The organism is Amycolatopsis eburnea (genome assembly GCF_003937945.1).
Classification (GTDB): Bacteria; Actinomycetota; Actinomycetes; order Mycobacteriales; family Pseudonocardiaceae; genus Amycolatopsis; species Amycolatopsis eburnea.
Map to the genome: position 1 here is coordinate 288,532 of NZ_RSEC01000036.1, position 26,902 is coordinate 315,433.

Annotated in this window: 34 protein-coding genes; 14 read left to right on the plus strand and 20 right to left on the minus strand. The window is 72.6% G+C overall.

Annotation, left to right across the window (positions count from 1 at the left end):
• Window positions 1-96: 96 nt before the first annotated feature.
• Window positions 97-543: a MarR family winged helix-turn-helix transcriptional regulator gene (locus tag EIY87_RS13895; protein ID WP_125308115.1), complete on the minus strand. Its 447-nt coding sequence runs from the start codon at window positions 541-543 to the stop codon at window positions 97-99.
• Between the two features lie 49 nt (window positions 544-592).
• Here EIY87_RS13895 and EIY87_RS13900 point away from each other — a divergent pair, with 49 nt between their 5' ends.
• Complete coding sequence (locus EIY87_RS13900) at window positions 593-1,060, plus strand: DUF1579 family protein (protein WP_225439859.1); 468 nt, start codon at window positions 593-595, stop codon at window positions 1,058-1,060.
• A gap of 243 nt (window positions 1,061-1,303) precedes the next feature.
• Window positions 1,304-3,232, plus strand: coding sequence for an ABC transporter ATP-binding protein (locus EIY87_RS13905; RefSeq protein WP_125308116.1), 1,929 nt, complete (start codon window positions 1,304-1,306; stop codon window positions 3,230-3,232).
• 73 nt (window positions 3,233-3,305) lie between these two features.
• Here the strand turns inward: EIY87_RS13905 and EIY87_RS13910 are convergent, their stop codons facing one another.
• Both EIY87_RS13910 and EIY87_RS13915 read right to left on the minus strand, forming a co-directional pair.
• The gene (locus EIY87_RS13910) at window positions 3,306-4,061 is read right to left on the minus strand and encodes a 2-keto-4-pentenoate hydratase (RefSeq protein WP_191984087.1); all 756 of its coding nucleotides are present in this window, start codon (window positions 4,059-4,061) and stop codon (window positions 3,306-3,308) included.
• Entirely contained in the window at window positions 4,058-4,849 is a 792-nt protein-coding gene (locus tag EIY87_RS13915; protein WP_125308117.1) for a 2-keto-4-pentenoate hydratase, read from the minus strand. The genes EIY87_RS13910 and EIY87_RS13915 overlap by 4 nt, the downstream gene beginning before the upstream one ends.
• Window positions 4,850-4,988: 139 nt before the next feature.
• On the opposite strand from EIY87_RS13915, the gene EIY87_RS13920 reads away from it, so the two are divergent.
• Genes EIY87_RS13920 through EIY87_RS13930 form a run of 3 tightly spaced genes read left to right on the plus strand, consistent with a single transcriptional unit; the run spans window position 4,989 to window position 6,546 of the window.
• Window positions 4,989-5,492 carry a VOC family protein gene (locus EIY87_RS13920; RefSeq protein WP_191984088.1) on the plus strand — a complete coding sequence of 168 codons (504 nt, stop codon included), beginning with the start codon at window positions 4,989-4,991 and terminating at the stop codon, window positions 5,490-5,492.
• Window positions 5,493-5,548: 56 nt separating this feature from the next.
• Window positions 5,549-6,121 carry a hypothetical protein gene (locus tag EIY87_RS13925; protein WP_125308119.1) on the plus strand — a complete coding sequence of 191 codons (573 nt, stop codon included), beginning with the start codon at window positions 5,549-5,551 and terminating at the stop codon, window positions 6,119-6,121.
• A 23-nt stretch (window positions 6,122-6,144) separates the two neighbouring features.
• Complete coding sequence (locus tag EIY87_RS13930) at window positions 6,145-6,546, plus strand: CoA-binding protein (RefSeq protein WP_125308120.1); 402 nt, start codon at window positions 6,145-6,147, stop codon at window positions 6,544-6,546.
• On the opposite strand, the gene EIY87_RS13935 is transcribed toward EIY87_RS13930, so the two are convergent.
• The 13 genes from EIY87_RS13935 to EIY87_RS13995 form a co-directional block, all read right to left on the minus strand.
• Complete coding sequence (locus tag EIY87_RS13935) at window positions 6,543-7,058, minus strand: NHL repeat-containing protein (protein WP_125308121.1); 516 nt, start codon at window positions 7,056-7,058, stop codon at window positions 6,543-6,545. The two genes, EIY87_RS13930 and EIY87_RS13935, sit on opposite strands and share 4 nt — an antisense overlap.
• 74 nt (window positions 7,059-7,132) lie before the next feature.
• On the minus strand, window positions 7,133-7,693 hold the full coding sequence (locus tag EIY87_RS13940; RefSeq protein WP_125308122.1) for a GvpL/GvpF family gas vesicle protein: 561 nt from the start codon (window positions 7,691-7,693) through the stop codon (window positions 7,133-7,135).
• On the minus strand, window positions 7,690-8,007 hold the full coding sequence (gene gvpJ / locus EIY87_RS13945; protein WP_125308123.1) for a gas vesicle protein GvpJ: 318 nt from the start codon (window positions 8,005-8,007) through the stop codon (window positions 7,690-7,692). The genes EIY87_RS13940 and gvpJ (EIY87_RS13945) overlap by 4 nt, the downstream gene beginning before the upstream one ends.
• Before the next feature lies 1 nt (window position 8,008).
• The gene (gvpK, locus tag EIY87_RS13950; protein ID WP_125308124.1) at window positions 8,009-8,224 is read right to left on the minus strand and encodes a gas vesicle protein GvpK; all 216 of its coding nucleotides are present in this window, start codon (window positions 8,222-8,224) and stop codon (window positions 8,009-8,011) included.
• Window positions 8,221-8,409 carry a gas vesicle protein GvpJ gene (gene gvpJ / locus EIY87_RS13955; RefSeq protein ID WP_125308125.1) on the minus strand — a complete coding sequence of 63 codons (189 nt, stop codon included), beginning with the start codon at window positions 8,407-8,409 and terminating at the stop codon, window positions 8,221-8,223. The genes gvpK and gvpJ (EIY87_RS13955) overlap by 4 nt, the downstream gene beginning before the upstream one ends.
• Window positions 8,402-9,130 carry a GvpL/GvpF family gas vesicle protein gene (locus EIY87_RS13960; RefSeq protein ID WP_125308126.1) on the minus strand — a complete coding sequence of 243 codons (729 nt, stop codon included), beginning with the start codon at window positions 9,128-9,130 and terminating at the stop codon, window positions 8,402-8,404. Before EIY87_RS13960 ends, gvpJ (EIY87_RS13955) begins: the two co-directional genes overlap by 8 nt.
• A complete protein-coding gene (locus EIY87_RS13965; RefSeq protein WP_404800040.1) occupies window positions 9,127-9,459 on the minus strand; it encodes a gas vesicle protein in 333 nt (110 codons plus the stop codon). Before EIY87_RS13965 ends, EIY87_RS13960 begins: the two co-directional genes overlap by 4 nt.
• Window positions 9,414-9,743 carry a gas vesicle protein GvpO gene (locus EIY87_RS13970; RefSeq protein WP_125308128.1) on the minus strand — a complete coding sequence of 110 codons (330 nt, stop codon included), beginning with the start codon at window positions 9,741-9,743 and terminating at the stop codon, window positions 9,414-9,416. The genes EIY87_RS13965 and EIY87_RS13970 overlap by 46 nt, the downstream gene beginning before the upstream one ends.
• Before the next feature lie 185 nt (window positions 9,744-9,928).
• Window positions 9,929-10,609 (minus strand): response regulator transcription factor, encoded by a 681-nt coding sequence (locus EIY87_RS13975; RefSeq protein ID WP_125308129.1) that lies wholly within the window; start codon window positions 10,607-10,609, stop codon window positions 9,929-9,931.
• Window positions 10,609-11,997, minus strand: a complete 1,389-nt coding sequence (locus tag EIY87_RS13980; protein ID WP_225439861.1) for a sensor histidine kinase — start codon at window positions 11,995-11,997, stop codon at window positions 10,609-10,611. The genes EIY87_RS13975 and EIY87_RS13980 overlap by 1 nt, the downstream gene beginning before the upstream one ends.
• A 189-nt stretch (window positions 11,998-12,186) precedes the next feature.
• The gene (locus tag EIY87_RS13985) at window positions 12,187-12,891 is read right to left on the minus strand and encodes a type 1 glutamine amidotransferase (protein ID WP_125308130.1); all 705 of its coding nucleotides are present in this window, start codon (window positions 12,889-12,891) and stop codon (window positions 12,187-12,189) included.
• Entirely contained in the window at window positions 12,884-14,113 is a 1,230-nt protein-coding gene (locus EIY87_RS13990) for a Mur ligase family protein (protein ID WP_191984089.1), read from the minus strand. The genes EIY87_RS13985 and EIY87_RS13990 overlap by 8 nt, the downstream gene beginning before the upstream one ends.
• 58 nt (window positions 14,114-14,171) lie before the next feature.
• The gene (locus EIY87_RS13995; protein WP_125308131.1) at window positions 14,172-15,080 is read right to left on the minus strand and encodes an NADP-dependent oxidoreductase; all 909 of its coding nucleotides are present in this window, start codon (window positions 15,078-15,080) and stop codon (window positions 14,172-14,174) included.
• 79 nt (window positions 15,081-15,159) lie between these two features.
• Between EIY87_RS13995 and EIY87_RS14000 the strand changes: the two genes are divergently transcribed.
• From EIY87_RS14000 to EIY87_RS14015, 4 genes are all read left to right on the plus strand, one after another.
• Window positions 15,160-15,735 (plus strand): TetR/AcrR family transcriptional regulator, encoded by a 576-nt coding sequence (locus tag EIY87_RS14000; protein WP_125308132.1) that lies wholly within the window; start codon window positions 15,160-15,162, stop codon window positions 15,733-15,735.
• A 273-nt stretch (window positions 15,736-16,008) separates the two neighbouring features.
• A complete protein-coding gene (locus EIY87_RS14005; RefSeq protein ID WP_086860412.1) occupies window positions 16,009-16,791 on the plus strand; it encodes an IclR family transcriptional regulator in 783 nt (260 codons plus the stop codon).
• Between the two features lie 141 nt (window positions 16,792-16,932).
• Window positions 16,933-18,612 carry an L-lactate permease gene (locus EIY87_RS14010; RefSeq protein ID WP_125308133.1) on the plus strand — a complete coding sequence of 560 codons (1,680 nt, stop codon included), beginning with the start codon at window positions 16,933-16,935 and terminating at the stop codon, window positions 18,610-18,612.
• A gap of 10 nt (window positions 18,613-18,622) precedes the next feature.
• Window positions 18,623-19,177, plus strand: coding sequence for an HD domain-containing protein (locus EIY87_RS14015; RefSeq protein WP_125308134.1), 555 nt, complete (start codon window positions 18,623-18,625; stop codon window positions 19,175-19,177).
• Here EIY87_RS14015 and EIY87_RS14020 read toward each other — a convergent pair.
• From EIY87_RS14020 to EIY87_RS14030, 3 genes are read right to left on the minus strand one after another with little or no spacing between them, the layout of a single operon-like run.
• Window positions 19,174-20,439 carry an RNA polymerase sigma factor gene (locus EIY87_RS14020; protein ID WP_125308135.1) on the minus strand — a complete coding sequence of 422 codons (1,266 nt, stop codon included), beginning with the start codon at window positions 20,437-20,439 and terminating at the stop codon, window positions 19,174-19,176. The two genes, EIY87_RS14015 and EIY87_RS14020, sit on opposite strands and share 4 nt — an antisense overlap.
• 39 nt (window positions 20,440-20,478) lie before the next feature.
• On the minus strand, window positions 20,479-20,829 hold the full coding sequence (locus EIY87_RS14025) for a YciI family protein (protein ID WP_125308136.1): 351 nt from the start codon (window positions 20,827-20,829) through the stop codon (window positions 20,479-20,481).
• Entirely contained in the window at window positions 20,829-21,251 is a 423-nt protein-coding gene (locus EIY87_RS14030; RefSeq protein WP_125308137.1) for a YciI family protein, read from the minus strand. Before EIY87_RS14030 ends, EIY87_RS14025 begins: the two co-directional genes overlap by 1 nt.
• Window positions 21,252-21,476: 225 nt before the next feature.
• Between EIY87_RS14030 and EIY87_RS48910 the strand changes: the two genes are divergently transcribed.
• The 3 genes from EIY87_RS48910 to EIY87_RS14040 are packed head-to-tail and all read left to right on the plus strand — an operon-like array spanning window position 21,477 to window position 23,170.
• Entirely contained in the window at window positions 21,477-21,608 is a 132-nt protein-coding gene (locus tag EIY87_RS48910) for a hypothetical protein (protein WP_263855609.1), read from the plus strand.
• 21 nt (window positions 21,609-21,629) lie between these two features.
• Window positions 21,630-22,601, plus strand: a complete 972-nt coding sequence (locus tag EIY87_RS14035) for a small ribosomal subunit Rsm22 family protein (protein WP_125308138.1) — start codon at window positions 21,630-21,632, stop codon at window positions 22,599-22,601.
• Window positions 22,598-23,170, plus strand: a complete 573-nt coding sequence (locus tag EIY87_RS14040; RefSeq protein WP_225439862.1) for a dihydrofolate reductase family protein — start codon at window positions 22,598-22,600, stop codon at window positions 23,168-23,170. Before EIY87_RS14035 ends, EIY87_RS14040 begins: the two co-directional genes overlap by 4 nt.
• On the opposite strand, the gene EIY87_RS14045 is transcribed toward EIY87_RS14040, so the two are convergent.
• Window positions 23,167-24,003 (minus strand): maleylpyruvate isomerase family mycothiol-dependent enzyme, encoded by an 837-nt coding sequence (locus EIY87_RS14045; RefSeq protein WP_125308140.1) that lies wholly within the window; start codon window positions 24,001-24,003, stop codon window positions 23,167-23,169. The two genes, EIY87_RS14040 and EIY87_RS14045, sit on opposite strands and share 4 nt — an antisense overlap.
• Before the next feature lie 64 nt (window positions 24,004-24,067).
• On the opposite strand from EIY87_RS14045, the gene EIY87_RS14050 reads away from it, so the two are divergent.
• The gene (locus EIY87_RS14050) at window positions 24,068-25,402 is read left to right on the plus strand and encodes a sensor histidine kinase (protein WP_125308141.1); all 1,335 of its coding nucleotides are present in this window, start codon (window positions 24,068-24,070) and stop codon (window positions 25,400-25,402) included.
• Between the two features lie 56 nt (window positions 25,403-25,458).
• Complete coding sequence (locus EIY87_RS14055; RefSeq protein WP_125308142.1) at window positions 25,459-26,775, plus strand: DUF2079 domain-containing protein; 1,317 nt, start codon at window positions 25,459-25,461, stop codon at window positions 26,773-26,775.
• Window positions 26,776-26,902: the final 127 nt, after the last annotated feature.

Consider the following 26,902-nt stretch of genomic DNA (forward strand, 5'->3'; position numbering starts at 1 on the left):
CACCCACCGGCGCCGCGCCGGATCCGCCACCGGCCACCACTGCTGCCGAAACCCACGATCACCGGCCGCCACCCGCCGGCCACCACACCATCCCCCTCACGACAACCGTGGCTGGGCCACCAGCTCCCGCAACCGCCGCAGCGTCCGCAGCGTCGTCTCCAAGTCCTCCTCCGGCACCTCGGCCGCCACCCCCTCCGCCCACTCGACCTGCGACCTCCCCAGCTCCCGCATCGCATCCTTCGCCCGCCGCGTCAACGACAGCAGCGGTGCCCGCGCGTCGCCCGGGTTCGGCAGCCGGTCGAGCATTCCGTTGCGCAGCAACCGGTTCACCGTCTCCTGCACGCTCTGCCGGCGCAGCCCCCGCCGTCGCGCCACCTCCGCGGCCGTGGCCGGGCCGTCCTCCAGGTAGCCGAGCACTTGCCACTGCGCCGCCGTCAGGCCGACCGGTTCGGTCAGTGCGTCGCCCGCCGCGAGGAAGCCGCCGTTGCACGCGAAGACCGCGTCGATCACCCGGGTGAACGTCTCGGCTCGAGGGGATCGCATGCGTGCTAGTCTCACACATCGACAGGTGCCTGTCGAAATGGAGATGACGATGGACATGCCCACGCTCGGCCCCGCACACGACGCGCTGAAGGCCTTCGTCGGCGACTGGACCGGCACCGAGGAACTCGCCGCCTCGCCGTGGGCGCCGGCCTCGACCGCGCGGGCCGACTGCGGGTACCGCTTGGCCCTCAACGGGTTCGCGCTGATCCAGGACTACCGCCAGCGCCGCGAAGACGGGTCGGAGTTCCTCGGCCACAACGTCTTCACCGCCGACCCGCACACCGGCGAGACGCTCTGGTACGGCTTCGACAGCTACGGCTTCCCGCCCGACTCCCCCGCCCGCGGCGGCTGGACCGGCGCCACGCTGACGCTGGAGAAGAAGACCGCGCGCGGGATGGCCCGGCACCGGCTCACCCCGGACGGTGACACGCTGACGCACGAAATCGACGTCAAACTGGGCGAAGACCGCGAATTCAGCCCATTCCTGCGCGCGCGGTACACCCGCACCGAGAAGTAGGGGAAACGGGTGACGTCCCTCCCCCTGGCACGAGGACGTCACCCGTTTCCGGTCTCTGCCAGCACATCCGCGAGCAGCGCGCTATTTCACAACAATGGCTACTTATTCGGCGTTGCCCGCTTTCGAGCCGTTCAGCGAGTGTGTCTTCCAATACCGCCGGAGGCCTAGGGAAAACGATTACTTTCACCCGAACGGCCTAGCGGTCTCCCGGAATTGTCGGACCCCCGGAGTACAGATGAAGCCGTGCCCGGAACCGCAGAACCGCAGCCCACGGACTCGCCCCCGCTGATCGGGGTCGAGAACATGAAGATGCCCGAGTGGGCCCGCGTCGACGAGCGCGTGGCCGCCGCGGGCTTCGGCCAGGCCGTGCGCGCGCTGCCCACCGCGATCTCCGTCGTGCTGCGGCTGGCGTGGCGGACGTCGCCGCGGCTGACGTTGCTGGCCGGCTTCGTGCACGTCGTTTCCGGCTGCGTCACGGCGTTCGGGCTGCTCGCCACCGCGAACGTCTTCACCGCGCTGCTCGAACAGGGCCCGACACCGGAGCGGGTGCTGCAGTCGCTGCCCGCGATCGCGGTCGTCACGGGGTCGTACGCGGCGCGCGCGACGCTGGACGCGGCGGTCGCGGCCGTCGAGGGCGCGCTGCGGCCACGCGTCACCGCGGCGGCGGACGACGCCGTGACGGCGGCGGTGGTGCGTGTCGGGCTGATCGCGTTCGAGGACGCGGACTTCCGCGAACTGGCGCGGCAGGGCGCCCGGTTCGGCGTCCGGGCCATCGAAACGAGCCTGCGCCGGCTGGCCGACCTGACGTCGTCGGTGATCTCGCTCGCGGCGGCGATGATCACGGCCGGGCTGCTGAACCCGTGGCTCGCGCCGGTCCTCCTGCTGGCCGCGGCGGCCGACGGCTGGGCCGCCGCGCGCGTCGCGAAGCTGAACTACCGGCACTTCCTCGACACGGTCGGGCGCAACATCCGCAAGTCGGTCGTCGAGGAGGTCGCCACCTGGCGGACGATGGCCCTCGAACGGCACGCCTTGACGCTGCAGGAGCCGCTGCTCGGCGAGTACCGGCGCATCTCGCGCAGCCTCGCGCGCGAGGAGATCCGGCTGGCGCACCGCAGCAACCTGGTGCGCACGACCGGCCGGGCGGCGGCCGGGCTGGGCACGGCGGTGGCGTACCTGGTGCTCGGCTGGCTGCTCTACACCGGCGCGATGGAGCTGGCGCTGGCCGGCACGGCGGTGCTGGCGATGCGCACGGCGTCGACGGCGCTGTCCAACACCACGCGCGCGGTCAACTCGCTGTACGAGGACTCGTTCTACATCGGGTTCTACAACCAGCTGCTCGCGGAATCGCGCAAGCGCCGGCCACCGGAGACGTCGCTGACCGCACCACCCGACCCGGACGAGATCCGGCTGACGGGCGTCACGTTCACCTACCCCGGCCGCGAAACCCCGGCCCTGCGGGACATTTCAGTGACCATCCGGCGCGGCGAAGTGGTCGCGCTGGTGGGCGAGAACGGCTCCGGCAAGACCACGCTGGGCAAGCTCCTCACCGGCCTCTACCCGCCGGACGAGGGCACCGTCCACTGGGACGACGTCGACCTGGCCCGCGCCGACCCGGCGTCGGTGCACGCCAACATCGCGGTGATCGCCCAGGAACCGGCGGAGTGGCCGATGACGGCGGCGAACAACGTCAGGGTCGGCCGCCTCGGCCGCGCGGACCCGGACGGCCGGGCGTGGCGCGAAGCGGTCGACTACTCGGGCGCGGACGAGGTGATCGCCGCCCTGCCCGCCAAGGAGAACACGGTGCTGTCGAAGAAGTTCGACGAAGGCCACGACCTCTCCGGCGGCCAGTGGCAACGCATGGGCATCGCCCGCGGCATCTACCGCGACGCCTCGATCCTGGTGGCCGACGAACCGACGGCGGCGCTCGACGCCCGCGCCGAAGCCCGGGTGTTCGCCGGCCTCCAGCACGCGAGCACCTCCCACCGCGGCCGCCGCACCACGGTCCTGGTCACCCACCGCCTGGCCAACATCCGCTCGGCGGACCGCATCCTGGTCCTGGAGAAGGGCCGCCTGATCGAGGAGGGCACCCACGACGACCTGATCCGCGCGGCCGGCGTCTACCACGAGCTGTACGAGATCCAGGCCCGCGCCTACCGGTCCGGCCCACCGTGAAGCCCCGGCCGCCCGATGCCACCCCGCCGGCAGGTGGCCCGCGGCGTCGACGCGAAACACACTGCGCGTGACCTCAGCCGGACAGCGTGATCGACCCCAGGTGCGAAAAGTGCGCCGCCACCCGCGAGCCACTCCGCAGCGGCACCGCGTCCGTCATCCCGCCGGTCAGCACCAGCCATCCCGGCTCAAGCGCCAGCCCCCGCGCCGCCAGGGCATTCGCCGCCAGCGCGAGTGCCTCCGCCGGGTGGCCCTGGACCGCCGCGCCGGTGGCCGTGTCGACTACCTGGCCGTCGACCTCCAGGAGCGCCGCCTCCAGGGACAAGTCCAGCGAAGCCGGCGGCAGCCCCACCGGGCCGACGCTGAAGTACGCCGACGAGCCGTTGTCCGCGACCGCGTCCGGGAGGGTGAAGCGGTAGTCCGCGTAGCGGCTGTCGATGACCTCGATCCCGCCGTACACGCGGTCGACCGCGGCCAGGGCCGTCGCCGCCGTGACGCCGGGGCCGGCCAGCCGCTTGCCGAGCACGAAGACCAGTTCCGGCTCGGCACGCGGGTGGATCAGCGAAGGCACCGGCACCCCCGCGGGCAACACCATCGCGTCGGTGAGCCAGGCCAGCAGGGGCGAGTCGATGCCCATTCGCTGCTGCTTCGCCCGGGACGTCAGGCCCAGCTTCACGCCGATCAGCGTTTCGCCGCGGGCGCGCCGTTGCCGCAGGGCCTCGTCCTGGATCGCGTACGCCGTGTCGACGTCGAGGTCCGGCCACTCCGCCGACAGCGGCGAGCGCTCCGAAACGGTTCCGAGCAGCGCGGCGGCCGCCTCGCGCACGTTCATGATTCCTCCGAGAAGACCGCGGTGACGCTGCCCAGGCCGGCGATGGTCGCGACGATCGTGTCGCCGGGGGACACCGGGATCGCCCGGGTCATCGACCCCGGCAGCACGACGTGCCCCGGCTCCAGCGTGACCCCCAACGGCCCGACCGTGTTCGCCAGCCACACCAGCGAATTCAACGGCGAACCGAGCACCGCGCCGCCCGCGCCCGTCGCCGCCACCGAGCCGTTCTGGTAGAGGACACAGCCCGCCAGGCGCAGGTCCACCGCGCCCAGCGCGGTCGGGCTGCTGCCCAGGACCACGCCGCCGGACGAGGCGTTGTCGGAGATCGTGTCGAAGAGCGAGATCTTCCAGTCGCGGATGCGGGAGTCGACGATCTCCAGCGACGGCAGCACGAAGTCGACCGCGCGCACCGCGTCCGCCACCGTCACGCCGGGGCCGCGCAGCGCCGAGCCGAGCACGAACGCGATCTCCGGCTCGATGCGCGGCTGCAGGAACGCCGACGTCGGGATCGGCTGGTGCTCCAGGTGGAACATGCTCCCGGTGAGGTGGCCGTAGTCGGGCTGGTCGACGCCCATCTGCCGCTGCATCGCCGCCGAGGCGAGGCCGACCTTGTGCCCGCGGACGGCGTCGCCGCCCTCGACCCACTGGCGCACCTGCTCCTGCTGGATCCGGTACGCGTCCTCGACGGTCGCCTCCGGGAACAGCTTGATCAGCGGCTCGACCGGCTCGCGCGTCGCGTAGGCCCGCGCCAGTACGGCGGCGGCCTCCTGCACCTTGCTGACGTCCACGCCCCGGACTCTGCCCGGCGCGCACCCCGCGCACAAGCCTCGATGTTCCACCCAGCGGAACTCTCGCCAGGCAACCTCTTGCGCGCGAGATAAATCGGGCGTAGCGTGAACAACACCACCAGGAAGGGACGTGAGGGACATGGCACCGACCCAGGCCGAGGTCACCAAGCTCGCCGAGATCCGCGACGAGCTGCGCGAGCGCCACCTGCGCCCGGCCGCCGAGCGCCCGGCGACGAACGGGCGCGGCATCCACCACACCGCGCTGATCTCCAGCGACGTCGAGCGGACCATCGAGTTCTACCAGGACGTCCTCGGCTTCCCGCTCACCGAGCTGATCGAGAACCGCGACTACCCCGGCTCGAGCCACTTCTTCTTCGACGTCGGCAACGGCAACGCGGTCGCCTTCTTCGACCTGCCCGGTCTGGACCTCGGCCCGTACGCGGAAGTCCTCGGTGGACTGCACCACCTGGCCCTCTCCGTCACGCCCGATCGGTGGAACGCCATCAAGGACAAGCTCGACGAAGCCGGCGTGCAGTACCTGCTGGAAAGCAAGACGTCCATCTACCTGTCCGATCCGGACGGTGCCCGCGTCGAGCTGATCTCCGACCCGCTGGGCGAGATGTACGGCGAGAAGATCGGCTGAAAGCGTGTTCCCGGCGTCGCGCGCCGCATACCCTGTGCGCGACGTCTGGAGGTGCGATGTCCGACTGGTCCCTGTCCCGCGCGAAAGCCCGGCTCGATCGCCGTGAGCAGCTCGACGAGCTCACCGCGCGCACCCGGTTCGAGGTGCGGCTGCACCTGAACGAGCCGGCCACCAACGGCAGCTACGACGAGCTGACCAGCATCTTCGCCATCGGGCACGGCGAGTGCGCCGCGCTGCTGGCCCACCACCGGCTGCTGCCGTGGTGGGAGCGCTCGCTGCTGTTCCGGTACGCGCGGCGGATGCACGGCAAGGCGATCACGCGCAGCGTCGGCGTGGTGCCCGCCGAGGTGGCGCCACAGGCCGCGCGCGCCTTCGGGGCCGAGATCGCCGAGCTCGCGCCGGACTCCGGGGACACCGGCGCGAAGTACGACCTGCAGGGCCGGGGCCTGCTGACGGTGTTCCGCATCGCCGTCGGCGCCAAGGGCGAGTCCTGGCCGGACCGGCACGAGGTGGCGACGACGTCCGCCCGCAACATCCTGACCTGCGCCGCCACCTTCGCCCGGCGGAAGCCGTGGCACGTGCTCTGGCCCGTCTACCGCGTGCGCGGCCTGCGGCTCTGGAAGCTTTGACGCCCGCCGGGCGTTCTCCCGGTATGACCCCAGAGGAAATCCTCGCCGGCGCGAAGACCATCGCCGTCGTCGGGCTGAGCCGCGACCCGGCCAAGGCGGCCCACGGCGTCCCGGCGGTCCTGCAGGCGCACGGCTTCCGGATCATCCCGGTGCACCCGAGCGCGACCGAGCTGCTCGGCGAGAAGGTCTACCGCTCGCTCAAGGACATCCCGGAGCCGGTCGACCTGGTCGATGTCTTCCGGCCGTCGCCCGAAGCACCGGGCATCGCGCGGGAGGCCGTCGAGATCGGCGCGAAGGCGCTGTGGCTGCAGCAGGGCATCGTCTCCGCCGAAGCGCGCCGCATCGCCGAAGAAGGCGGGCTCGCCTACGTCGAGAACCGCTGCACGGCCGTGGTCCGGGCGACCGCCGCGATCTCGAAGAACTAGGCCGGCGCTCCGAAGTGGACGATCCGGTGGTTGCCGGTGTCGGCGACCCAGACGCCGCCCGCGCCGTCGCCCGCGCTGTCGCGCGGTGAGCTGACCCACTCGGCGGCGTCCGGCAGCGCCGCGCCGGTCCGGGTGTCGAACCGCGCGACGCGGCCGCCGTCGTCGACCAGCAGCCGGCCGGCCGCGTCCACCGCGACCGCGCGGGGCCTGCCGAAGTCGCCGAAACCGCGCACGTACCCGCCCCACCACGTGTACTGCACGACCCGGCGGTTGCCGGTGTCGGCGACGTAGACGTTGCCCGCCGCGTCGACCGCGATCCCCTCGGGCGCCTTGAGCCGCCCGGCGATGACGCGCACGAGGTCGCCACCGCGGGTGAAGGCCTGCACACGGTCGTTGCCGGTGTCGGCCACCCACACCCGCCCGCGCGCGTCGACCGCGATCCCCGACGGCGCGCGGAACCGGCCCGGCCCGGAGCCGGGCCCGCCGATGGCGGCGAGCTCACTGGTGGTCACGGCGCCAGGATCGCCGATCGCGGGCGGTCACGACCAGTACCGAAATGAGTGTTCAACAGCTGTTCCGCCCACGATCACCAGCTCCAGCGCGAGCACGTCCGCCGCTCGAGGAAGCTGTACGCGGGCAGCGGCCCGAGCCAGTCGGCCTGGACGCCGCCGCCGCGCCCGAGCCCGGCGACGGCGTCCCGGACGACGAGCAGGTCGCCCAGCCCGACCAGGAACGCCCACCGCTCGTCGGCGGACTCGCCCGCCGGCAGCGCCACCGAGTCGCGGGCGCGTTCGGCGACCTCCGACAGCAGCCCGTCCGAACGCGCCGAGCGCCACGCCGACCCGGGCTCGGTGAACCGCAGGCAGACGTGCACCTCCGCCAGGCCGTCGAGCCGGTCGAGGTCGGCGCGGTAGGTGTCGGCGGCCGGGGCGAGCACCTCGGCGCGGACGGCCTCCTCGTCCGCGGCCGTCGTGCCGAACCGGACCGGCAGCACCGGGCCGCCTTCGACGAGCGCGGACACCACCGCGAGGTGCGCCGCCGGGTCGGGCTCGGGATCGCCGACGACCATGGCCAGGTCGTCCCAGCACACGGTGCGCGACGCCCGCGGGTGCCCGGCGCGCACGACGCCGTAGAGCTGCAGCGTCACGGCTGTTCGACGGGGACGGCCGGCTCCACGGGCACCGCCACCGCGGGGGTGGGCGGCGGGGGCGGGATCAGCCCGGTCGTCTGGCCGAGCCCCTGCGAAATCTGCCCCGGCGCGGGCGTGCTCTGCAGGCGCTGCATCGCTTCGAGGTAGCGGATGTAGGTGTCGACGCTGGCGATCACGATCCGGGCCTCGATGGCCAGCAGCTCGATCCCGATCACCGACACCCGCACCGACGCGTCGATCACGAGTCCCTTGTCCAGCAGGATGTCCAGCGTGTCGGCGAGCCCGCCGCCGGTCTGCCCCGGTCTGGTCAACTCACGTCCTTTCGTCGAGGGCGGCCCGGATCTCCGCGAACCGGAGGTCCAGGTCGAGCAGGACCTGCCCGAGGTCTTCGATCTGGGCGGGGCTGAGGGAGTCCATCCGCCGGAGGGCCTGCCGTTCGAGCACCTCGCGGAGGATGTCGAGCACGGTGACGACGAGGTGCCCCAGCCCGCGCCCGGCGTCGGCGGGCAGCCGGACGGGCTCGCTCATCCCGGGGCCTCCTCGAGCCCGAGCAGCAGGAGCCGCAGGTCGAGCCGGACGAGGTCGATGCCGGCGAGCGAGATGATCACGTCGCCGGTGACGACGGCCCCGCGGTGCACGACCCGGTCCAGCAGGTCGGCGACGGCTTCGGCGGGCGACCCCGCGTCCAGGCGCACCACCTCGGGGTCAGCCATCCGCCGCACCCAGCTCCACGTCGGTGAACGAATACGGCGGCCACGGCCCGGACGTCTCCACCGTCGCGCCCGCCGCGCGCAGCTCGCGGGCGAACCACTCGAACTCCGCGTGGAACGCCGCTTCCCGGCCGGTTTCCACCAGGTACGCCGTGTTGACCAGCACGCCGTGCGGGCGCGCCCGGCCGATGCTGTCGGAGGCGTGCCGGCGCAGTGCTTCCTCGAGCCGGCCGGCGGCCGCCAGGACTTCGTCGCGCCCGCGCTGGATCGCCTTCAGGCGTTCGCGGCGCCGGACGAGGTACTGCGTGCCCGTCAGGCCCGTCGCGTCCGGGCGGCTGGTCGCGGCGGGCTCGGCGTGGCGGACGCGCACGCCCCACTCGCGGTGCCCGTCGACCTCGTCGAGGCAGCTGCGCGCCTGCTCGTACCCCGCTTCGAGGAGCCGGACCGCCGCCGCCTCGCCGTCCAGGACCGTGCCGAACCGCAGTGGCAGCACGGGTTCGTGGCGGAACACCGCGCGTACCACGGCGTCGTGCTCGCGGGCCAGTTCGGCGAGCGCGCCGTCGACCGGGTCGAGCGTGTCGATGCGGTCGAAGCGGGCCGGGGACGCCGCGGCGACGACCACCCCGAGGTCGCGGTAGCCGATGAGCCGGGGCGACTCCCCGATGTCCAGCGCGGGCCGGTTGCGCGTGATCGCGTACGCGCACAGCCAGTTCTTGGTGCTCACCGCGGTGGTTCCCCTTCCGGCAGCAGCGGCTCCGGTCCGGCTTTCCCGAGTTCGGCGCGGGCGGCGTTGGGAGCGAAGAACGGGTCACCGGTCCACCAGTCCATCCCCATTTCCTTCGCGGTCTGCGCGGAAGCGATGAAGAGCCGGATCCGCAGGGTCAGCAATTCGACGTCGACGACGCTGACCCCGATGTCACCGGCAATCACGACCCCCTTGTCGAGTACGCGTTCCAGAACGTCCGCCAACGAATCGGACGAAGCGGCCAATCGTGTCACCTCTCGTTTCACAAATCGGTGGCGCCACGGGTGAAGCGCCGCAGCCGCTCGCACGCGCTGAGCTCACCGGCCCCGTCGACGTCCACCCGGTAGGTGGCCAGCACACTGGTGGAATCCGGGATCCGGGCCAGCTCGACGACGTCGACGAGCACGGACCAGCCGCCGTCGGCGCGGCCGCGGACGCCCGTCACGGCGTGCGGGGTCAGCCCGGTCACCACAGCGAACTGCTCCTTCGCGGCCCCGATGGCATCGGCGGCGCGCAACCGGGAAACGGATTTCCCGGCGCGCTCCGGAATATCGTTGTTTGACGCAAGGAACGGCTCGGGCGATTCACTCATCGCTTTCCTGGGTCGCGGTCGGGTGCCCACCGTAGCAACGGCCACAACTCCCCGATGAAGCGTCGCGGGACAGTATTTTTCACCGGTTCGCGGTAACGAATGGGCGCAATGCGGCAACCGGCGGCGGCAAACGGCGCAATGCCGGGACACCCGGCGGAACCAATGCGCCGGATCCGCCGATGAGGTTACGATCGAGTAACGTCCACGAGCCGGTACCCGACACCGCGGACCGTCTCGATGGTGCGCGTGCCGAACGGCGTGTCGATCTTGCGCCGCAGGTACCCGATGTAGACCTCGACGACGTTCTCGTCGCCGTCGTAGTGCGCGTCCCAGACGTGGTTGAGGATCTCGTTCTTCGTCAGCGCGGTTCCCGGCCGCCGCAGCAGGAACTCCAGCAACCCGAACTCCCGCGCGGTCAGCTCGATCCGCTTTTGTCCTCTGTAGACGGTACGCGCGGACGGGTCGAGCCGCAGGTCGCCCGCCTCCAGCACGGCGGGCCGGGCCGGTGCGCCGCGGCGCAGCAGCGCCCGCAGCCGGGCGATCAGCACGACGAAGGAGAACGGCTTCGACAGGTAGTCGTCGGCGCCGAGGTCGAACGCGTCGGCTTCGTCGTACTCGCCGTCCTTGGCCGTGAGCATCAGCACCGGCGTCCAGTTTTCGGCCGCCCGCAAGCGTTTCAGCACCTCGTAGCCGGACAGCTCGGGCAGCATTATGTCGAGCACGACGACGTCGTACTCGTGCTCGGTCGCCCGCCAGAGCCCCTCGCGGCCGGTGTGGGCGACGTCGGTGGTGAAGCCCTCGGCAACCAGCCCGCGCCGCAACGTCTCCGCGAACTCGCGCTCGTCCTCCACGATCAGCAGGCGCACTACTCCTCCTTCGGCACGGCGATCACCGGCAGCTCGATCACGAACAGCGCGCCCGGCTCGCCGGGTTCCGCGCAGCGCGCCCGGCCGCCGTGGCGGGCCGCGATGCCGGCCACGATCGGCAGGCCCAGCCCGGTGCCGCCGTGCCCGCGCTGCCGCGACGCGTCGAGCCGGACGAACCGCTCGAAGATCCGTTCCCGGTCGGCTGCCCCGACGCCGGGCCCGTCGTCGCCCACCTCGACCACGGCGAGGTCGCCGCGCACCGCGCTGCTGACGCGGATGCGCGACCGCGCGTGCCCGCGGGCGTTGTCGACCAGGTTCCGCACCGCCCGCCGCAGCTGGGCCTCGCTGCCGTGCACCTTCGCCGGTCCGGCCCGGACTTCGACCTCCAGCGCGCTTTCGCCGCGGACGCGCTCGGCTTCGGCGCGGACGATGTCGTCGAGGTCGACCTCGGTGCGCTGCGGCCGGTCGGTGGCGTCGTCGGTGCGGGCCAGCATCAGCAGGTCGTCGACGAGCTCGCGCAGCCGCGCGGTTTCGCGGCCGATCACCGGCACCAGGTCGCCGGTGCTCTCCGGGTGCCGCCCGGAGACGTCGAGCGCGGTGCTGATCGTCGAGAGCGGCGACCGCAGCTCGTGGCTGGCGTCGGCGACGAACCGGCGTTGCGCGGCCTGCGCGGACGCCAGCCGGGACAGCATTTCGTTGAGCGTCACGGCCAGCCGGTGCACCTCGTCCCCGCCCGGCGGCAGCGGCACGCGCGCGGTGAGGTCGCGCGTCGAGATCTCCGCGACGGTCCGGCGCATCCGCTCGACCGGCCGCAGCGCCGAGCCGACCGCGCGGTACACGGCGAGGCCGGAGATGGCGAGCAGCGGCACGGCGATCAGGCCGAGCAGCAGCGTCAGCCGGGTGGACGCCTCGGTCACCGGCTCCAGCGAGCGCGCGGAGATCACCGTGAACGGCCCGCCCGGCCCGTTCACCTCCTGCGACACCACACGGTAGTCGTCGCTGTCGCCGTTCAGCCCGAGCGGGAGCGTCTCGATGGTCTCGAACCCGACGACCGGCCGCGCGGCGGTCAGCGGCGGGTGCCCGACGATCGCGGGGTCGCTCGCGATCGGCACGCCCCGCGCGTCCAGCACCTGCGTGACGGCTTCGGTGTCCCCGGTGCTGGCGACGTCGCTCGCGCTGAGGTCGCGCGCGCCTTCGCGGACGAGCTGGATGGCGACCTGGCGGCCGGTGCTGCGGGCACTCTCGGTGACGCTGCGGTCGAGCGACTCCTCCAGCAGCAGCACGACGACCACCCCCGCGGCGGCGATGGCCAGCGCGAGCGCGAACACCGCCACGGCGGTGGTGCGCATCCGGACCCCGGTCGCGGCGATCACCCTGCCCAGCTTCACCAACGCAGCGTAACCGCGGACCGCCGACCACCGCGGTTCCGCCGCGGTCACGTCCACCACGTCACCGCCCCACCCCGCGCCCCGACCACCCCAATGTGGCGTTGGGTGCGTCCAACGCACCCAATGTGGCGTTCGGTGCGTCCAACGCACCGAACGCCACATTGGGGCGCTTGTCAGGGGGCACTTCGGTCACCGCCGGCGTCGGGTGGTGGTGAGGCGTTCCGTGCGCAGGCGGTCGACCTCCGGCAGGTCCAGCGGGGGCAGCGGGTGGCCCGCCACCCAGCTCAGCAGCAGGTCCGCCAGCTCCGGGTTGCGGGCCAGCGCCGGGCCGTGCAGGTACGTGCCGATGACCCGGTCGGTCACCGCGCCTTCGGTGCCGTCGCCGTTGCCCGTGCCGCGCACGACCGTCCCGAGCGGCTCGCTGTCCGCGCCGAGCTTGCTGACGCCCAGGTGGTTCTCGAAGCCGGTGAGCGGTTCCGGGAGCAGCCCGGACGACGTCGCGACCAGCTCGGCCACCGCGCGCCGCTCGCCGGGTTCCGTGCTGACGTCGAGGAGGCCGAGGCCGTCGTGGTCGACGCCGTCGAGGCCGCGGAAGCGGGTGCCGAGCACCTGCAGGCCCGCGCAGACGCCGAACACCACCGCCCCGCGCGAGCGCGACCGCCAGTGCTTGCGCAGGTGGGCGGCGGCCAGCGCCTGGGCGCCGTCTTCGCCGCCGCCGAGCAGGTACAGGTCCAAAGTGGACGGGACCGGCTCGCCCAGCCCGACCGGCACCACCTCGGCGTCCAGTCCGCGCCAGCGCAGCCGGCGGCAGAGCACCTGCGCGTTGCCGGTGTCGCCGTACGTGCCCAGCACCTCGGGCAGCAACAGTCCGATGTGGACGACCGACTCAGCCATCGGGCAGCCGTCCGACCAGGTCCCGGAACGCCGTGTAGTTGGCGACCAGCTCGACGCCGCCGGGCGGGAGGCCGTCGATCGCGGCGACCGGGTCCGGCTCGGTCCAGTGCGCGACTTCGGCGTAGCAGAGCCGGACGGCGAGATCGGCGGCGCGCTCGCCGGTCACGACGACCTGGCGCCCGCGCAGCCGCTCGAAGTGCACGTCCCAGAGCCAGGACAGGTCCCGCCCGTCGGCTTCCTGCGCGTTCACCGCGACGATCACCGGCGTGTCCTCGTCCAGCACGCGCAGCGTTTCGACCCAGCCGGCCGGGTTCTTCGCCAGCATCAGCCGCACGAAGTGCCGGGACCGGCGGATCGTGCGGTAGCGGCCGCCGATGTCGGAGATGGTGCGCAGCCGGGCGGCCGCGGTGTGCGGTGGCACGCCGAGCCGGTGCGCGGCGGCCAGCGCGAGCGCCGCGTTGGCCCGGTTCGCGTCCCCCGGCAGCCGCAGGTCGAGGTCGACCTGGCGGCCACCGGGCGTGCGGACGAGGTCGCCCTCGAGGGTCCAGCCGGGCTCCGGGCGGGCCAGCCCGCAGCCGCAGCTCCAGTCCTTGCCCTGGAACCCGACGAGACCGTCGCAGCGCGGGCACGCCGTCGAGTCGCCGGTCCAGCGCCGTCCGGTGCTCACCCACACCGGCCGCGCGGCCGCCTTCGCCGCGGACGTCACGAGGACGTCGTCGCAATTCGCGACGACCACCGTGCCCGGCAGCCCCGCCAGCGCGGCCCGCAGGTCGCGCTCGGTGGCGCGGACCTCGCCGACGCGGTCGAGCTGGTCGCGGCTGAGGTTCAGCAGCACGACCACGGCGGGCTGGAGCTGCCCGGCCACCCACGGCACGTGGGCCTCGTCGACTTCGAGGACCGCGTAGGGCGCGTCCGGGCGGGCGGCCAGCGCGGCGAGGACGCCGTCGGGCATGTTCGAGCCGTCGCTGTTGGCGGCGACCTCGGCCAGCGCCTCGAGTGCGCGGGTGAGCATGAGCGACGTCGTCGTCTTGCCGTTGGTGCCGGTGACCAGCACGACGGTCCGCTCCCGCCCGAGCCGGCGCAGCGCCCGCGGGTCGAGGGCGAGCGTGACGCGGCCGCCGATCATGCCGCCGCGGCCGAGCCCGGAGCTGCGGGACAGCCAGGCGGTCAGCCGGCCGGCGGCCACGGACGCGCGGGTGCGGAGGGGGTTTCGGGCGGTCATCGGTGCGGATGGTGCCCCGCGGGCGCTGTGAGTTCCCTGAGTCCGTGGCCCGCGTCTCTCAGAGCGTGACGACGACCTTGCCGTGCACGTGCCGCCCGGCCTGCAGCTCGACCGCGTCGCGGATCTTCTCGACCGGGAAGACGGCGGCGACGGGCACGGTCAGCTCGCCGGCCGCGATCGCGGCGGTGATCCGCGCGAGCGCGCCCGGTTCCGCGTCGGCACCGCCGGTGGCGCGCACCCCGCCGGGCGGGGTGGGGCCCGCGGCGATGGTGGAGATCCGCTCGGGCGGCACGCCGAGGGCCAGCGCGGCCTCGGCCGTTTCGGTGCCGAACAGGTCCGTCGCCGCGGTGATGCCGCGGTCCCGGACCCGGTCGGCCAGTCCGGGGCCGTAGGCGACCGGCTCGGCGCCGAGTTCGCGCAGGAAGCCGGACGTGCTCTCCGACGCGGTGCCGATGACGGTGGCACCCGCGAGCTTCGCGAGCTGGACGGCGAAGATGCCCACGCCACCCGCGGCCCCGCCGATCAGGACGGTGTCGCCGGCGCGCAGGCCGATCGCCGCCAGCGCCGCGGCCGCCGACGACCCGGCCACCGGGAGCGTGCTCGCGACCTCGTCGCTGACCCCGTCCGGCGTGGCGAACAGGGCGTCCGACTCCTCGATGACGACGAAGTCGGCGACGGCCCGTCCGAGCGCGCCGCCGTGGACGCGGTCGCCCGCGGCGAACTTCGTGACGCCGGGCCCGACCTCGTCGACGACGCCGGCGAAGTCGTACCCGAAGCCGGACGGCAGCGTGATCCCGAACTGCGCGGCCGCCTCGGGCCGGGCGGCGAGGCCCCAGTCCATCGGGTTCAGCCCGGCCGCGGTGACGCGCACGCGCACCTCGCCCGGCCCGGCGTGCGGTTCGGGCACCTCACGCAGCTCCAGGACTTCGGGACCACCGAACTTCTCGTAGACGACGGCTCGGCTCATGACGACCTCCAGTGCAGTGATGAGACTTGGTCCCATCACCGTACACCGATGACGGGACCAAGTGCCGTAAACTGGTCCCATGGCCCGCTGGCAACCGAACGCCCCGGAGCGGCTGAGCAAGGCCGCCCTCGAGCTGTTCGCCGAGCGCGGCTACGAGAACACGACGGTGATCGACATCGCCGAGCGCGCCGGGCTGACGAAGAGCACCTTCTTCCGGCACTTCCAGGACAAGCGGGAAGTGCTCTTCGGCAGCGGCACGCTGGCCGGCCTGATCACCGAGGCGGTCGCCGCGGCGCCGGAAGCCGCGGGCCCGCTCGAGGCCGTGACGGCGGCGATGGACGCGGTCGGCCAAGCCGCCTTCACGCCCGAACGCCGTGAGTTCGGCACCCTCCGGCGCGCGGTGATCGACGCCAACCCGGAACTGCGCGAGCGCGAAGCACTGAAGGGCCTGGCGCTCACGGCGGCGCTGGCCGACGCGCTCGAGCGGCGCGGCATCCCCGGCCTGACCGCGCGCGTCGCCGCGGAACTCGGCGCGCTCGCGATGACGCTCGCCCACGAGCGCTGGAGCGACGGCGGCGACTTCGGCGAATGCGCACGGCAGGCCCTCGCCGAAGTGCTGGCGGCCGTTCCGGCATTCGCGGCAATTCCACGCTGACCCCGCGCGATTCAGGTCCGTGAATGCACATTCACGGACCTGAACGACAACGTTGTCGAACGGGTCGATCGCGGCTGGTCAAGGTCCCACAACCGCCATAGGTAGGAAACTTAACCATCGGAGGTTGTACCTATTAGCATCCACAACTACCCGCATTTTTCCTGAGACGTTTCAAGATCTTCCGTACATACATCGGAGGTGTTACCGTCCAAACCCACCCAGCGGAAAGCCTTGCCGCTGAGCGGAAACCGGGAACGTCCAACGGAGGGCAACGTGGGACCGGAGCGCGGGCTGGAGAACAGCGGAACTCTCGAACGCGGACTCGCGGTGCTGGAGCACGTGGGCCGGCACCAGGAGATTTCCACCAATGCGATCGCGCGGCAACTGGGGCTTTCCCGCAGTGCCGCGTACCGGATCGTCGGCACCTTGAAGAACCTCGAGTACCTCGAAGCCGACCAGATCACCGGCCGGGTGCGGCTCGGCACGCGGCTGGTCGAGCTCGGCGCCCGCGCGATGGCGGCGACCGACCTGCACCGCTGCGCGCCGCGGTACCTCGCGTCGCTGGCGGAGCGCTCGGGCGAGACGACCTACCTGGCCGTGCCGGACAACGACACCATGGTCTACGTCGCCACCGAACGCAGCGCCAGCGCCGTGACGCTCGCCTGCCGCCTCGGCACGCGGCGCCCGCAGCACGCGACGTCGCTCGGGAAGGCGTGGCTCGCCGCGCTGCCGGAGGTCGACCGCGCCGAGCGCGTGCGCCGGATGAAGCTGGATTCGCTGACCCTCAAGACGATCATCGACCCGCACCGCCTCCTCGACGAGCTCGCGCGGACGAGCCGGCGCGGCTGGGCGATCGACGAGGTGGAGAACGAGCCGGACGTCGGCTGCGTCGCGGCCGCGGTCCGCGACCACTCGGGACGGCCGATCGCGGCGATCAGCATCGCCGGCCCGGCCCCGCGGGTGCTGCGCCGCCTCGACGAACTCGGCGCGTCGGTGGCGGGCACGGCGGCGGCGTTGTCGCTGCGGCTCGGTTTCGTGCGGAGCCGGCCCGCCTGACCCGGCCGCACGGCCCGCGTTTCGCACCCCGCCCAGTGTCTTGAATGAGTCATTCAGGTCACCGGAGGTCCTGAATGACTCATTCAAGACCACCCGGCCAACCCCTGAGCGCTTTCCCACCACCCGGCGAAGGAGCCGACCGTGACCTGGATCCAGGACTACCAGCCGGCGGGCGGGCTGTGGGTGTCCGCGCTGCTCGCGGCGCTGCCGATCGTCGTACTGCTCGTCGCGCTCGGTGTCGTCCGCTTCTCCGCGCACCTCTCCGCCGCGCTCGCGCTGGTCACCGCGCTCGGTGTCGCGCTGCTGCTGTACCGGATGCCGGCCGCGCTCGCGTTCGACTCCGCGGCCATGGGGGTGGTGTTCGGCGTGTGGTCGGTGGCCTGGATCGCGTTCCACGCCGTGTACTTCCACAACGTCACCGTCGCCACCGGCCGGTTCGACAGCATCAAGCGCGTGCTCGCCGGGTTCAGCGAAGACCGGCGGCTCCAGGCGCTGCTGATCGCGTTCGCCTTCGGTGCGCTGCTCGAAGGCGTCGCGGGTGGCGGGTCGCCGATCGCGATCACCGCCGCGATGATGGCCGCGCTGGGGTTCCCGCCGGTGAAGGCCGTCGTGCTGGCGTTGCTGGCGAACACCGCGCCGGTCGCGTTCGGCGGGCTCGGCAACCCGCTGATCGTGCTGGGGCGGCTCACCGCGCCGATCATGCACCTCAAGCAGGACCAGGCGACCGAGCTGTTCTCGGCGATGGTCGGGCGGCAGGTTCCGGTGCTGGCGCTGATCATCCCGGCGTTCCTGGTCGTGGTCCTGGCCGGTTGGAAGCGCATGCTCGAGGTGTGGCCCGCCGTGCTGACCGCCGGGCTCGCGTTCGCGGCCATGCAGTTCGTCGCGTCCAACTACATCAGCGCCAGCCTCGTCGACGTCCTCGCCGCGCTCACCGCGATGGCGGCCCTGTGGGTCCTGACGCGGTTCTGGCAACCCGCGACCGTGTGGCGGTTCGACGGTGAAGAAAGCGCTGTCTCGACCACCGCGAAATCCGATCGGCGCGCGTTCTACGCGTGGATGCCTTACATCATCCTGATCCTGGCGATCTTCCTGTCGCGGATCGGCACGATCTTCAAGAACCTCCCCGCGTGGCTGGACCTGACGAAGCTGCTGCACAAGGCGGACTGGATCTTCGCGTGGCCGGGGCTGCACAACCACGTCGTCCAGCACCCGCCGATCACCGCGAAGAACACGCCCTACGCGGCGACGTTGACGGTGGACTTCCTGTTCTCGCCGGGCACGGTGGCGCTGATCGCCGCGGTCATCTCCGGCTTCGCGATGGGCGCGGGGCCGGGGCTGCTGCTCAAGACGTACCGGCGGACGCTGGTCCAGATGCGCTGGGCGCTCGCGACGATCTTCATGATCCTGGCCATCGCGTTCGTGATGAACTACTCCGGCGCGACGCAGACGCTCGGCCTGGCACTGGCGACGACCGGCGCGGTCTTCCCGCTGTTCTCGGCCTACATCGGCTGGCTGGGCGTGTTCCTGACCGGCTCGGACGCGTCGACGAACAGCCTGTTCGGCCCGATGCAGGTGATCTCGGCCCAGCAGCTGAACCTGAACCCGATCCTCGCGGGCGCGACCAACACGTCCGGCGGCGTGATGGGCAAGATGATCTCGCCGCAGAACCTCTCGATCGGCGCGACGGCGATCGGCCAGAGCGGCAAGGAGGGCTCACTGCTGCGGCAGACGTTCCTGTGGTCCCTGCTGCTGACGGCCGTCGTCGGCGTGATCTCCCTCCTGCAGGCGACGATCCTGACGGCGCTGATCCCGTCGCCCTAGGCTGGGCGGCATGACCTCTGAAGCGCTGGCCTCCTTCGGCTACGAGCTCGGCCTCCTCAAGCGGATCCGGCGGTCGGGCTGGTGGCACGCGGGTGTGCGCGACCCGGAGTCGGTCGGCGAGCACAGCCTCCGCGCGGCCCAGCTGGCCGCGCTGATCGCGGCGGAGGAGGGCGCGTCCCCGGAGCGGGCGGCGTTCCTCGCGCTGTGGCACGACACGCAGGAGACCCGGACGGGCGACCTCCCGCTGACGGCGGTGGAGTACCTGCGCAAGCCGGAACCGCGCGAGATCACGGCGGACCAGACGGCCGGGTTGCCGTCGCGGTCCCGGGAGCTGGTGCGCGAGGCGGTGGACGAGTACGAGACGCGTTCGTCGGCGGAGGCGTTGTGCGCGAAGGACGCGGACAAGCTGGAGATGTTGTTGCAGGCGCTGGAGTACCGCGACGTCGGGGTGCGGCCGGTGGACGAGTGGATCGCGTCGGCGACCAAGGGGCTCAAGACCGGAACGGCGAAGAAGATCGCGGAGGCGGCGTTGACGCTGTCGCCGCTTTCGTGGCGGGGCCGCTAGGCGCCGACGGCCTTCGCGCGGTTGAGGAGCAGCTCGCGCTCACGAGCGTTCCCCGTCATCTCCGCCGCGCGCCGGAACTCGCGCTCGGCCTCCTCCAGCCGGCCGAGCTTCTCGAGCAGGTCGCCGCGGACGCTCGGCAGCAGGTGGTAGTCCTTCAGCGCCGCGTCGGACGCCACCGCGTCCACCACCGCCAGGCCCGCTTCCGGGCCGTGGGCCATCGCCACCGCGACGCCGCGGTTCAGCTCGATCACCGGCGACGGCTGGAGCTTGCCGAGGCCTTCGTACAACGCCGCGATCCGCACCCAGTCCGTCTCCTCCGGGGTACGGGCGCGGGCGTGGCAGGCCGCGATCGCCGCCTGCGCCGAGTACGGGCCGTACGCCCCTTCGGCGATCTGCTCCGACAGCGCCAGCGCCGCCAGGCCGTGCTGGATCAGGAGGCGGTCCCAGCGGGAGCGGTCCTGGTCCAGCAGCAGCACCGGCTCGCCGTCCGGCTTGGTGCGGGCCTTCGCACGCGACGCCTGCAGTTCCATCAGCGCGACCAGGCCGTGCACCTCGGACTCGCCCGGCATCAGCGCGGCGAGCACGCGGCCGAGGCGCATCGCTTCCTCGCACAGCGCCGGGCGCATCCAGTCGTCACCGCGGGTGGCCGAGTAGCCCTCGTTGAACACCAGGTAGAGGACCTCGAGCACGGACGACAGCCGGGCGACGCGCTCGTCGCCCTCCGGGACCTCGAACGGGACCTTCGCCGCCGCCAGCGCCTTCTTCGCCCGCACGATGCGCTGGGCGATCGTCGATTCGCGGACCAGGAACGCGCGCGCGATCTCGTCGGTCGTCAGGCCGCCGAGCATGCGCAGCGTCAGCGCCACCCTGGCCTGGGTGTTCAGCACCGGGTGGCACGCGACGAACAGCAGGCGCAGGACGTCGTCCTCGATGTGGTCGTCGAGAGCCGCGTCGAAGTCCGGCAGGACGCCCTCGTCGAGCTGCTGGTCGCGGCCGACCTCTTCGAGCTTCTCCGCGTACCGCTCGTTGCGGCGGAACTGGTCGACCGCGCGGCGCTTGGCGATGGTCATCAGCCACGCGCCGGGGTTGCGCGGCACGCCGGACTCCGGCCACTGCTCCAGCGCCGCGACCAGCGCGTCCTGCGCCAGCTCTTCGGCGAGCCCGACGTCACCACGGGCCATCCGGGCCAGGCCCGCGATGAGCCGCGGCGACTCGATGCGCCAGACCGCTTCGACCGTGCTCCGGGTGTCCGCAACCGTCACCCGGCCATCAGACAGGGTGATCGGCCGCGGTGCAACCCACTACTCGGCGATGGTGCGGATCTCGATCGTGCCGATCTTGGCGTCCGGGTTCGGGGCCTGCTTCATGAGCTCGACCACGTCTTCGAGCGACTCGCCGTTGAGCACCCAGAACCCCGCGATCAGCTCTTTCGTCTCCGCGAACGGCCCGTCGATGAGCTTCGGCTCCGCCTCCCCTTCGAAGACGACCCGCACGCCGTCGGCGCTCGAGGTCAGGCCCTCGGCCATCACGATCCGGCCCTCGTCGGCCAGCCGCGCGTTGAACTTCGTCATCTCGGCCAGCTCCTCGGCGCCGGGCTGGAACCCGGGCGCCTCGGACTCGGGAGTGGCCTTCACCATCACGAGGAACCGCATCACGCGTCCTGGGCGCTCTGCGCGCGAAGCCGCCCTTCCAGCTCCGCGACCTCGGGCGTCATGTTCTCGAAGTCGGACATCTCGGCGACCCGCCGGATCTCGACCTCGCCGTGCTCGCCCTCGGGGTTCGGCATCCGCTTGATCCACTCGATGCACTCTTCGCGGTCGCGGCACTGGAGGATCCAGAAGCCGCCGACGAGCTCCTTCGACTCGGTGAACGGGCCGTCGACGACCTTGGGCGCCGCGGAACCGTCGAAGACGACGCGCGCGCCTTCCGAGCTCGGCGTGAGGCCCTCGCCCGCCAGCAGGACGCCGGCCTTGACCATCTCCTCGTTGAACTTGCCCATCTCGGCCAGCAGCTCGGCGCTGGGGGCCTTGCTGTCGGTCTGCTCGTTCGTCTTGACGATCACCATGAACCGCACGGCGGTCTCCTCTCGGTCGGTCTCTTGCCCACGCGTCGAACGGCGGCGCCCCGGATCGACAGGTCCGGCGAAAAAGTTTTCGCGCGGGAAAACTAGCAGCTCAGGCTCGCTCCGGGGGATGATTCGGACACGCGGGGCGGCCCCGGACCGGGTCCGCCGGCCCAGCGGCCGTTCCCGGTCTGGGACAAGTCCCTGAGCCGCGTCCGGCGCCGGTACCCGCGCGCGGTGAAGATCTGGCGGGCCACCGAAGACCGGCCGGGGCTGCCGCGGCCGCTGCGGCGAGCCGGGCAGCTCGTCCGGCGGAGCTTCACGCGCGCCTGGCGCTGGGCCCGGAACCGCGACGCCGAACCCTGGTGACAGCCCGGCTAACCTGCCGTCGTGGCGGTACTCCCCGACGACCTCTCCTCCGCGCTCGACGAAGAGCTGGCCAGGCACCCCGTGGCCCGGCTGGCCCAGTCCGTCGACCGGCTCAGCGCGCGCTACCGCCAAGGTGACGCCGCGACCTCGCCGATCCTGACCTCCGAAGCCGACGTCGCCGCGTACGCCGGCTACCGGATGCCGGCCACCTACGCCGCCGTACACGCTGTGCTCGCCGAAGCCGCTTCGCGCGCGCCGGGCTTCGAGCCGCGTACGCAGGTCGACGTCGGCGGCGGGACCGGGGCGGCGGTGTGGGCGGCCGCGTCGGTGTGGCCGTCGCTCACCAAGTGCACCGTGCTGGAGCAGGTCGCCGGGGCGATCGGGCTGGGGAAGCGGCTGGCCGCGAACGCGGTCCAGGCGCCGGTCCGGGACGCGGAGTGGCGGCGCGGGCTCGTCGACCCCACCGCCCCCGCGCCCGAAGCCGATCTCGTCACGCTCTCCTACGTGCTGGGCGAGCTGCCGGACGCCACCCGCCCCGATGTCGTGCGCTGGCTGGCGGCGAAGGCCGGGGCGGTCGCGCTGATCGAGCCGGGCACTCCCGCGGGTTACGAGCGGATCCGTGCCGCCCGCGCCCAGCTGATCGAACTCGGCCTGCACGTCGTCGCGCCCTGCCCGCACGACGCGGCGTGCCCGATCGTGCCCGGTGAAGACTGGTGCCACTTCGCCGCGCGTCTTCCCCGCTCGGGCCTGCACCGGCGGCTCAAGACGGGCACGCTCGGCTTCGAGGACGAGAAGTTCGCGTACGTCGTCGCGGGGCGGTTCGAGCCGGAGCGGCCGGACGCGCGGATCATCCGGCACCCGAAGAAGCACAAGGGCTGGGTCGCGCTCGACCTGTGCACCGCCGACGGCCTGAAGCCGGGCGTCGCGGTCTCGAAGAAGCAGGGCCCGCGGTACCGCGCGGCCCGCGATGCGGAATGGGGTGACGTCTGGTGACGGTCATCGCGGAGATCAGCGTGTCGGCCGACGGGATCGTGGCCGGGCCGGACACCAGCGCCGAGCACCGGCTGGGCAAGGGTGGCGACCTGCTGCACGAGTGGCTGTTCGACGGCACCGAAGCCGACGGCGAAGTCGCGGCGAAGCTGTTCGAGGGCACCGGGGCGTTCGTCGTCGGCCGGACGATGTTCGACGTCGGCATCGACGTCTGGGGCGACGACGGCACGTTCGAGAAGCCGGTCTTCGTCGTCACGAACCGGCCGCACGACCCGGTCGTCAAGGGCCCGACGACGTTCACCTTCGTCACCGAAGGCATCGAAAGCGCCTTGGCGCAGGCAAAAGCCGCGGCCGGCGCGGACAACGTCGTCGTCATGGGCGGCGGCACCACCCTGCGGCAGTTCCTGAGCGCCGGGCTGGTCGACGAACTGCGCCTGCACGTGGTCCCGCTGCTCTTCGGCCACGGCGTCCGGCTCTTCGACGGCCCCGCGGGCGAGCACGTCCGGCTGGAGCGCACCGCCGTCAGCGAGACGCCGAACGCGACCCACCTGACCTTCCGCGTGCTCCGCTAAGGCATCCGCACGGTCCGCAGGAACTCCGGGAGCAGCCACGGCCGCCGCCCGGAGATGCGGACCCCGCCGGTCAGGACCGCGCGGGCCTTCGAAATCCGGCCGAACATCATCGGGACCAGCACCGCCGGGTCGAAGCGCAGGCGCACGTCCGCCGTGCCGTCCGGTTCCTCGAAGCGCAGCCGTCCGTGTTGCAGCGCCAGCACACCCGGCTTCGTGTACGCCGACCGGAACTCGACCGCGATCCGCCGGGGTGACGGCGTCGCGTCGTCGAGCAGGCTCCCCATGTCGTTGCGCACCATGCCGAACAGGAACAGCTCCAGGAACATCGCCTCGTACCGCGCCGGGACCGGCCACGGCCGGCCGAGCGCGCGGGCGATGTCGAGGCCGTGCAGCAGCATCTCGTTGACCAGGTGCGCGAGGACGCCGGCCACCGGGACGCGCGAACCGCCCAGCCACCACACCGGTTTCTCCGGATCGAGGTCGGCGCTGACCAGCAGGACCTCGGCGATGTCCGCGCGCAGCCGCTCGGCCAGGCGGACCGGGTCGCGCTCGGGGTACAGCTCGAGGGCGAGCGCGTTCATCCGCGAGATCGTGTCGACGCTGGCCGAGTCGATCGGCTCTTCGAGGCCCGGCAACGGCAGCGGGCCGCCGTCGCCGCGGATCATCGCCGTGTACATCAGCGCGATCATCCCGACGTGCGACGCCGTTTCGGCGATCGACCACTCGCCCAGCGACCTCGCGCGCGCGTCCGGCACGCTCGCCACCAGGTCCGCGAACCGGCCGCCGACGTCCGGCAGGGCCGCGCGGACCGACTCCCACTGTTCGACCGTCACAGCCTTCGACGGTAAGGCGCCGGGACACCGGCCGGGTCTCCGAAGGTGCGGTTATCTTCTGCGGATGGCCCGGTTGCTGCCCCGGTCGACCCGGTGGCGGGTCGCCCTCTTCGCTTCGCTCGCGTCCGCGCTCGTGCTCGGCCTCGGGTCGTACTGGTTCGTCAACGCGCTGCGCGACGGCCTCGAAGCCGCCGCCAACCGGCTCGCCAACGAGAAGGCGGAGGCGATCGCCGCGCTGCTCGACGCCAAGGTCACGCCCACCGCCGTGGCCGCGCAGCTCGGCTACGGCGGCTACTGGATCACCCGCGACAAGGGGCCGGACAACGGCTGCCCGGCCGACCCTGGCACCGGCGCGAGAGTCGGGCAGGCCTTCGTCTACGCGCCCGATTGCGTGCTCGGCTGGCCCTTCGGCGGCGAGAACACCGTCGTGTCGCAGTCCGGGACCACCGACGGGAAGCACTTCGTCCAGGCGTCGGCGCCGCTCGACCCGATCGGCCTCGAAACCGTCGCCACCGCCCAGCGGATCCTCTGGGGCGGGGTACCGGCGGCCGCGCTGCTCGTCGGCGGCGTCGCCTGGTTCGCGGTCCGGCGCTCGCTGCGCGCGGTGGGCGCGATCCGCGCCGAGGTGGACGGGATCCGCGCACAGGACCTCGGCCGCCGCGTGCCGGTGCCCGACTCCGGCGACGAGATCACCGCGCTCGCCGTGACGATGAACGAGATGCTGGCCCGGCTCGACCGGTCGGTCCGGCGGCAGAGCCGGTTCACCGCGGACGCGTCGCACGAGCTGCGCACCCCGCTGGCGTCGATGCGCACCCAGCTCGAAGTGCAGCTCGCCCACCCCGACCGGCTCGACTGGCGCCACAGCTTCGAAAACGCCGTGCTCGACGTGACGCGGATGGAGGCGCTGGCGAGCGACCTGCTGCTGCTCAGCAAGCTGGACGCGGACCAGCCCGCCGGCCGCGAACCGGTCGCGCTGGCGGACGTCGTGACCGGGCACGTCGCCGCGCGGCTGCCCCGGGACGGCGTCGAGGTGCGCACGGAAATCGAAGCCACGCCGGTGGTCCGGGGCCACGCGGGACGGCTCGAGCGCGTGCTGCGCAACCTCGCCGACAACGCCGAGCGGCACGCGGAGAGCCGCGTGACGATCACGCTTTCCGCGACCGGCGGCGAGGCCGTGCTGACCGTTCAGGACGACGGCCCCGGCATCCCGGCCGAGCACCGCGAAGCAGTCTTCGACCGGTTCGTGCGGCTCGACGCCGACCGCGCTCGCGACGACGACGGCGGCTCCGGGCTGGGCCTGGCGATCGCGGCGGAGATCGCGCGGACGCACGGCGGCACGCTGCGCGTCACCGAAAGCACGTCCGGCGCGCGTCTGGAACTCCGCTTGCCGCTTGCCTGAAGACTTCTTCAGGCTGCTTAAGCTCCGGTTCAGCGTGGCGCCAAGAGCATCCCGCCATGCTGATCGACTTCGCGCCTTCCCCGGCGCGCCCGCGCGAAACCCGCGCGCTCCCCTACGCCGTCGCCGCGGTCGCGTTCGCCGGGTACGCGGCCTGGTCGCTGCAGCGGCTCCGGACGTTCGACGCGAGCGGCTTCGACCTGGGGATCTTCGAACAGGCCGTGCGGTCCTACGCGCACGGGCACTGGCCGGTGTCGGACCTGCTCGGCCCCAGCGCGCCGACGCTCGGCGACCACTTCCACCCGATCCTCGCGCTGGTGGCGCCGTTTTACCTGCTCTGGCCGTCGCCGGGGTGCCTGCTGGTGGCGCAGGCCCTGCTGTTCGCGCTGTCGGCCGTGCCGGTGACGCGGTGCGCGATCGAGGTGCTCGGCCGTCGTCGCGGTGTGGTCGTGGGTGCGGGGTACGTGCTGTCGTGGGGGCTGCTGTCCGCGGTGAACTTCGACTTCCACGAGGTCTGCTTCGCCGTGCCGATGCTGGCGTTCACCGCCGAGCACCTGCTGCGCGAGCGGTGGCGGGCCGCGGTCTGGTGCGCGCTGCCGCTGGTGCTGGTCAAGGAGGACCTGCCGCTGACGCTCGCGGCCGTCGGCGTGGTGCTGGTGCTCAACCGGCAGCGACGGCTCGGCTGGGCGGTCGTCGTGTTCGGCGTCGTCACGTCGGCGGCGTTGTTCCTGGTCGTGCTGCCGGCGCTGAACCCGGCGGGCGCGTACGCCCACGGCGGCGGCTTCGACCCGTTCGGCGGCGCGATCGTGAAGGTGTCGATGCTGCTGGCCCTGCTGGTACCGATGGCGTTCGCGGCACTGCGGTCGCCGGTGCTGCTGCTCGCGGTGCCGACGCTGGCGTGGCGGCTGGTGGCGGCGAACGACCGGTACTGGGGCCTGGGCTACCACTACAGCGCGGTGCTGATGCCGATCGCGTTCCTCGCGGGCCTGCACGGCGCCCGGCGCGTCGCCCGGCTGCTGCCCGCGTGCGCGCTGGTCGCCGGACTGGCGTCGCTGGGGCTGCAGGCGGCGCACCTGACCAGCGGCGTCTGGACGCCGGCGCAGCGCGCGGGCATCGACGCGGTCCTCGCCCGCATCCCGGACGGCGCCACCGTCCTGGCGTCCAACCGGCTGGCCCCGCGGCTGACGTCCCGCTGCACGGTGCTGTTCTTCGACGGCGTGAACGCGTCGCGGCCGGAGTGGGTGGTGGTGGCGAACCCGGAGCAGTCGTGGCCGACCACGCTGGCGACGAAGGCGGCGGCGCTGGAAGAGCTGGAAAGCACGGGGTACCTGCGCGTCGACGGGACGGACGCCGTCGTGCTGCTCCACCGTGAGTAGGGAACTCGCAGCGGTAACCGGCCAGTCGGGGGGCGTGCCGGCCGGTTACCGCCGCAGTGAGGAAGAGGGGACCCCGCGCCAGGAATGACGCGCGGCCCCCGGCTTCACCCGATCGAGTGACGAGCGC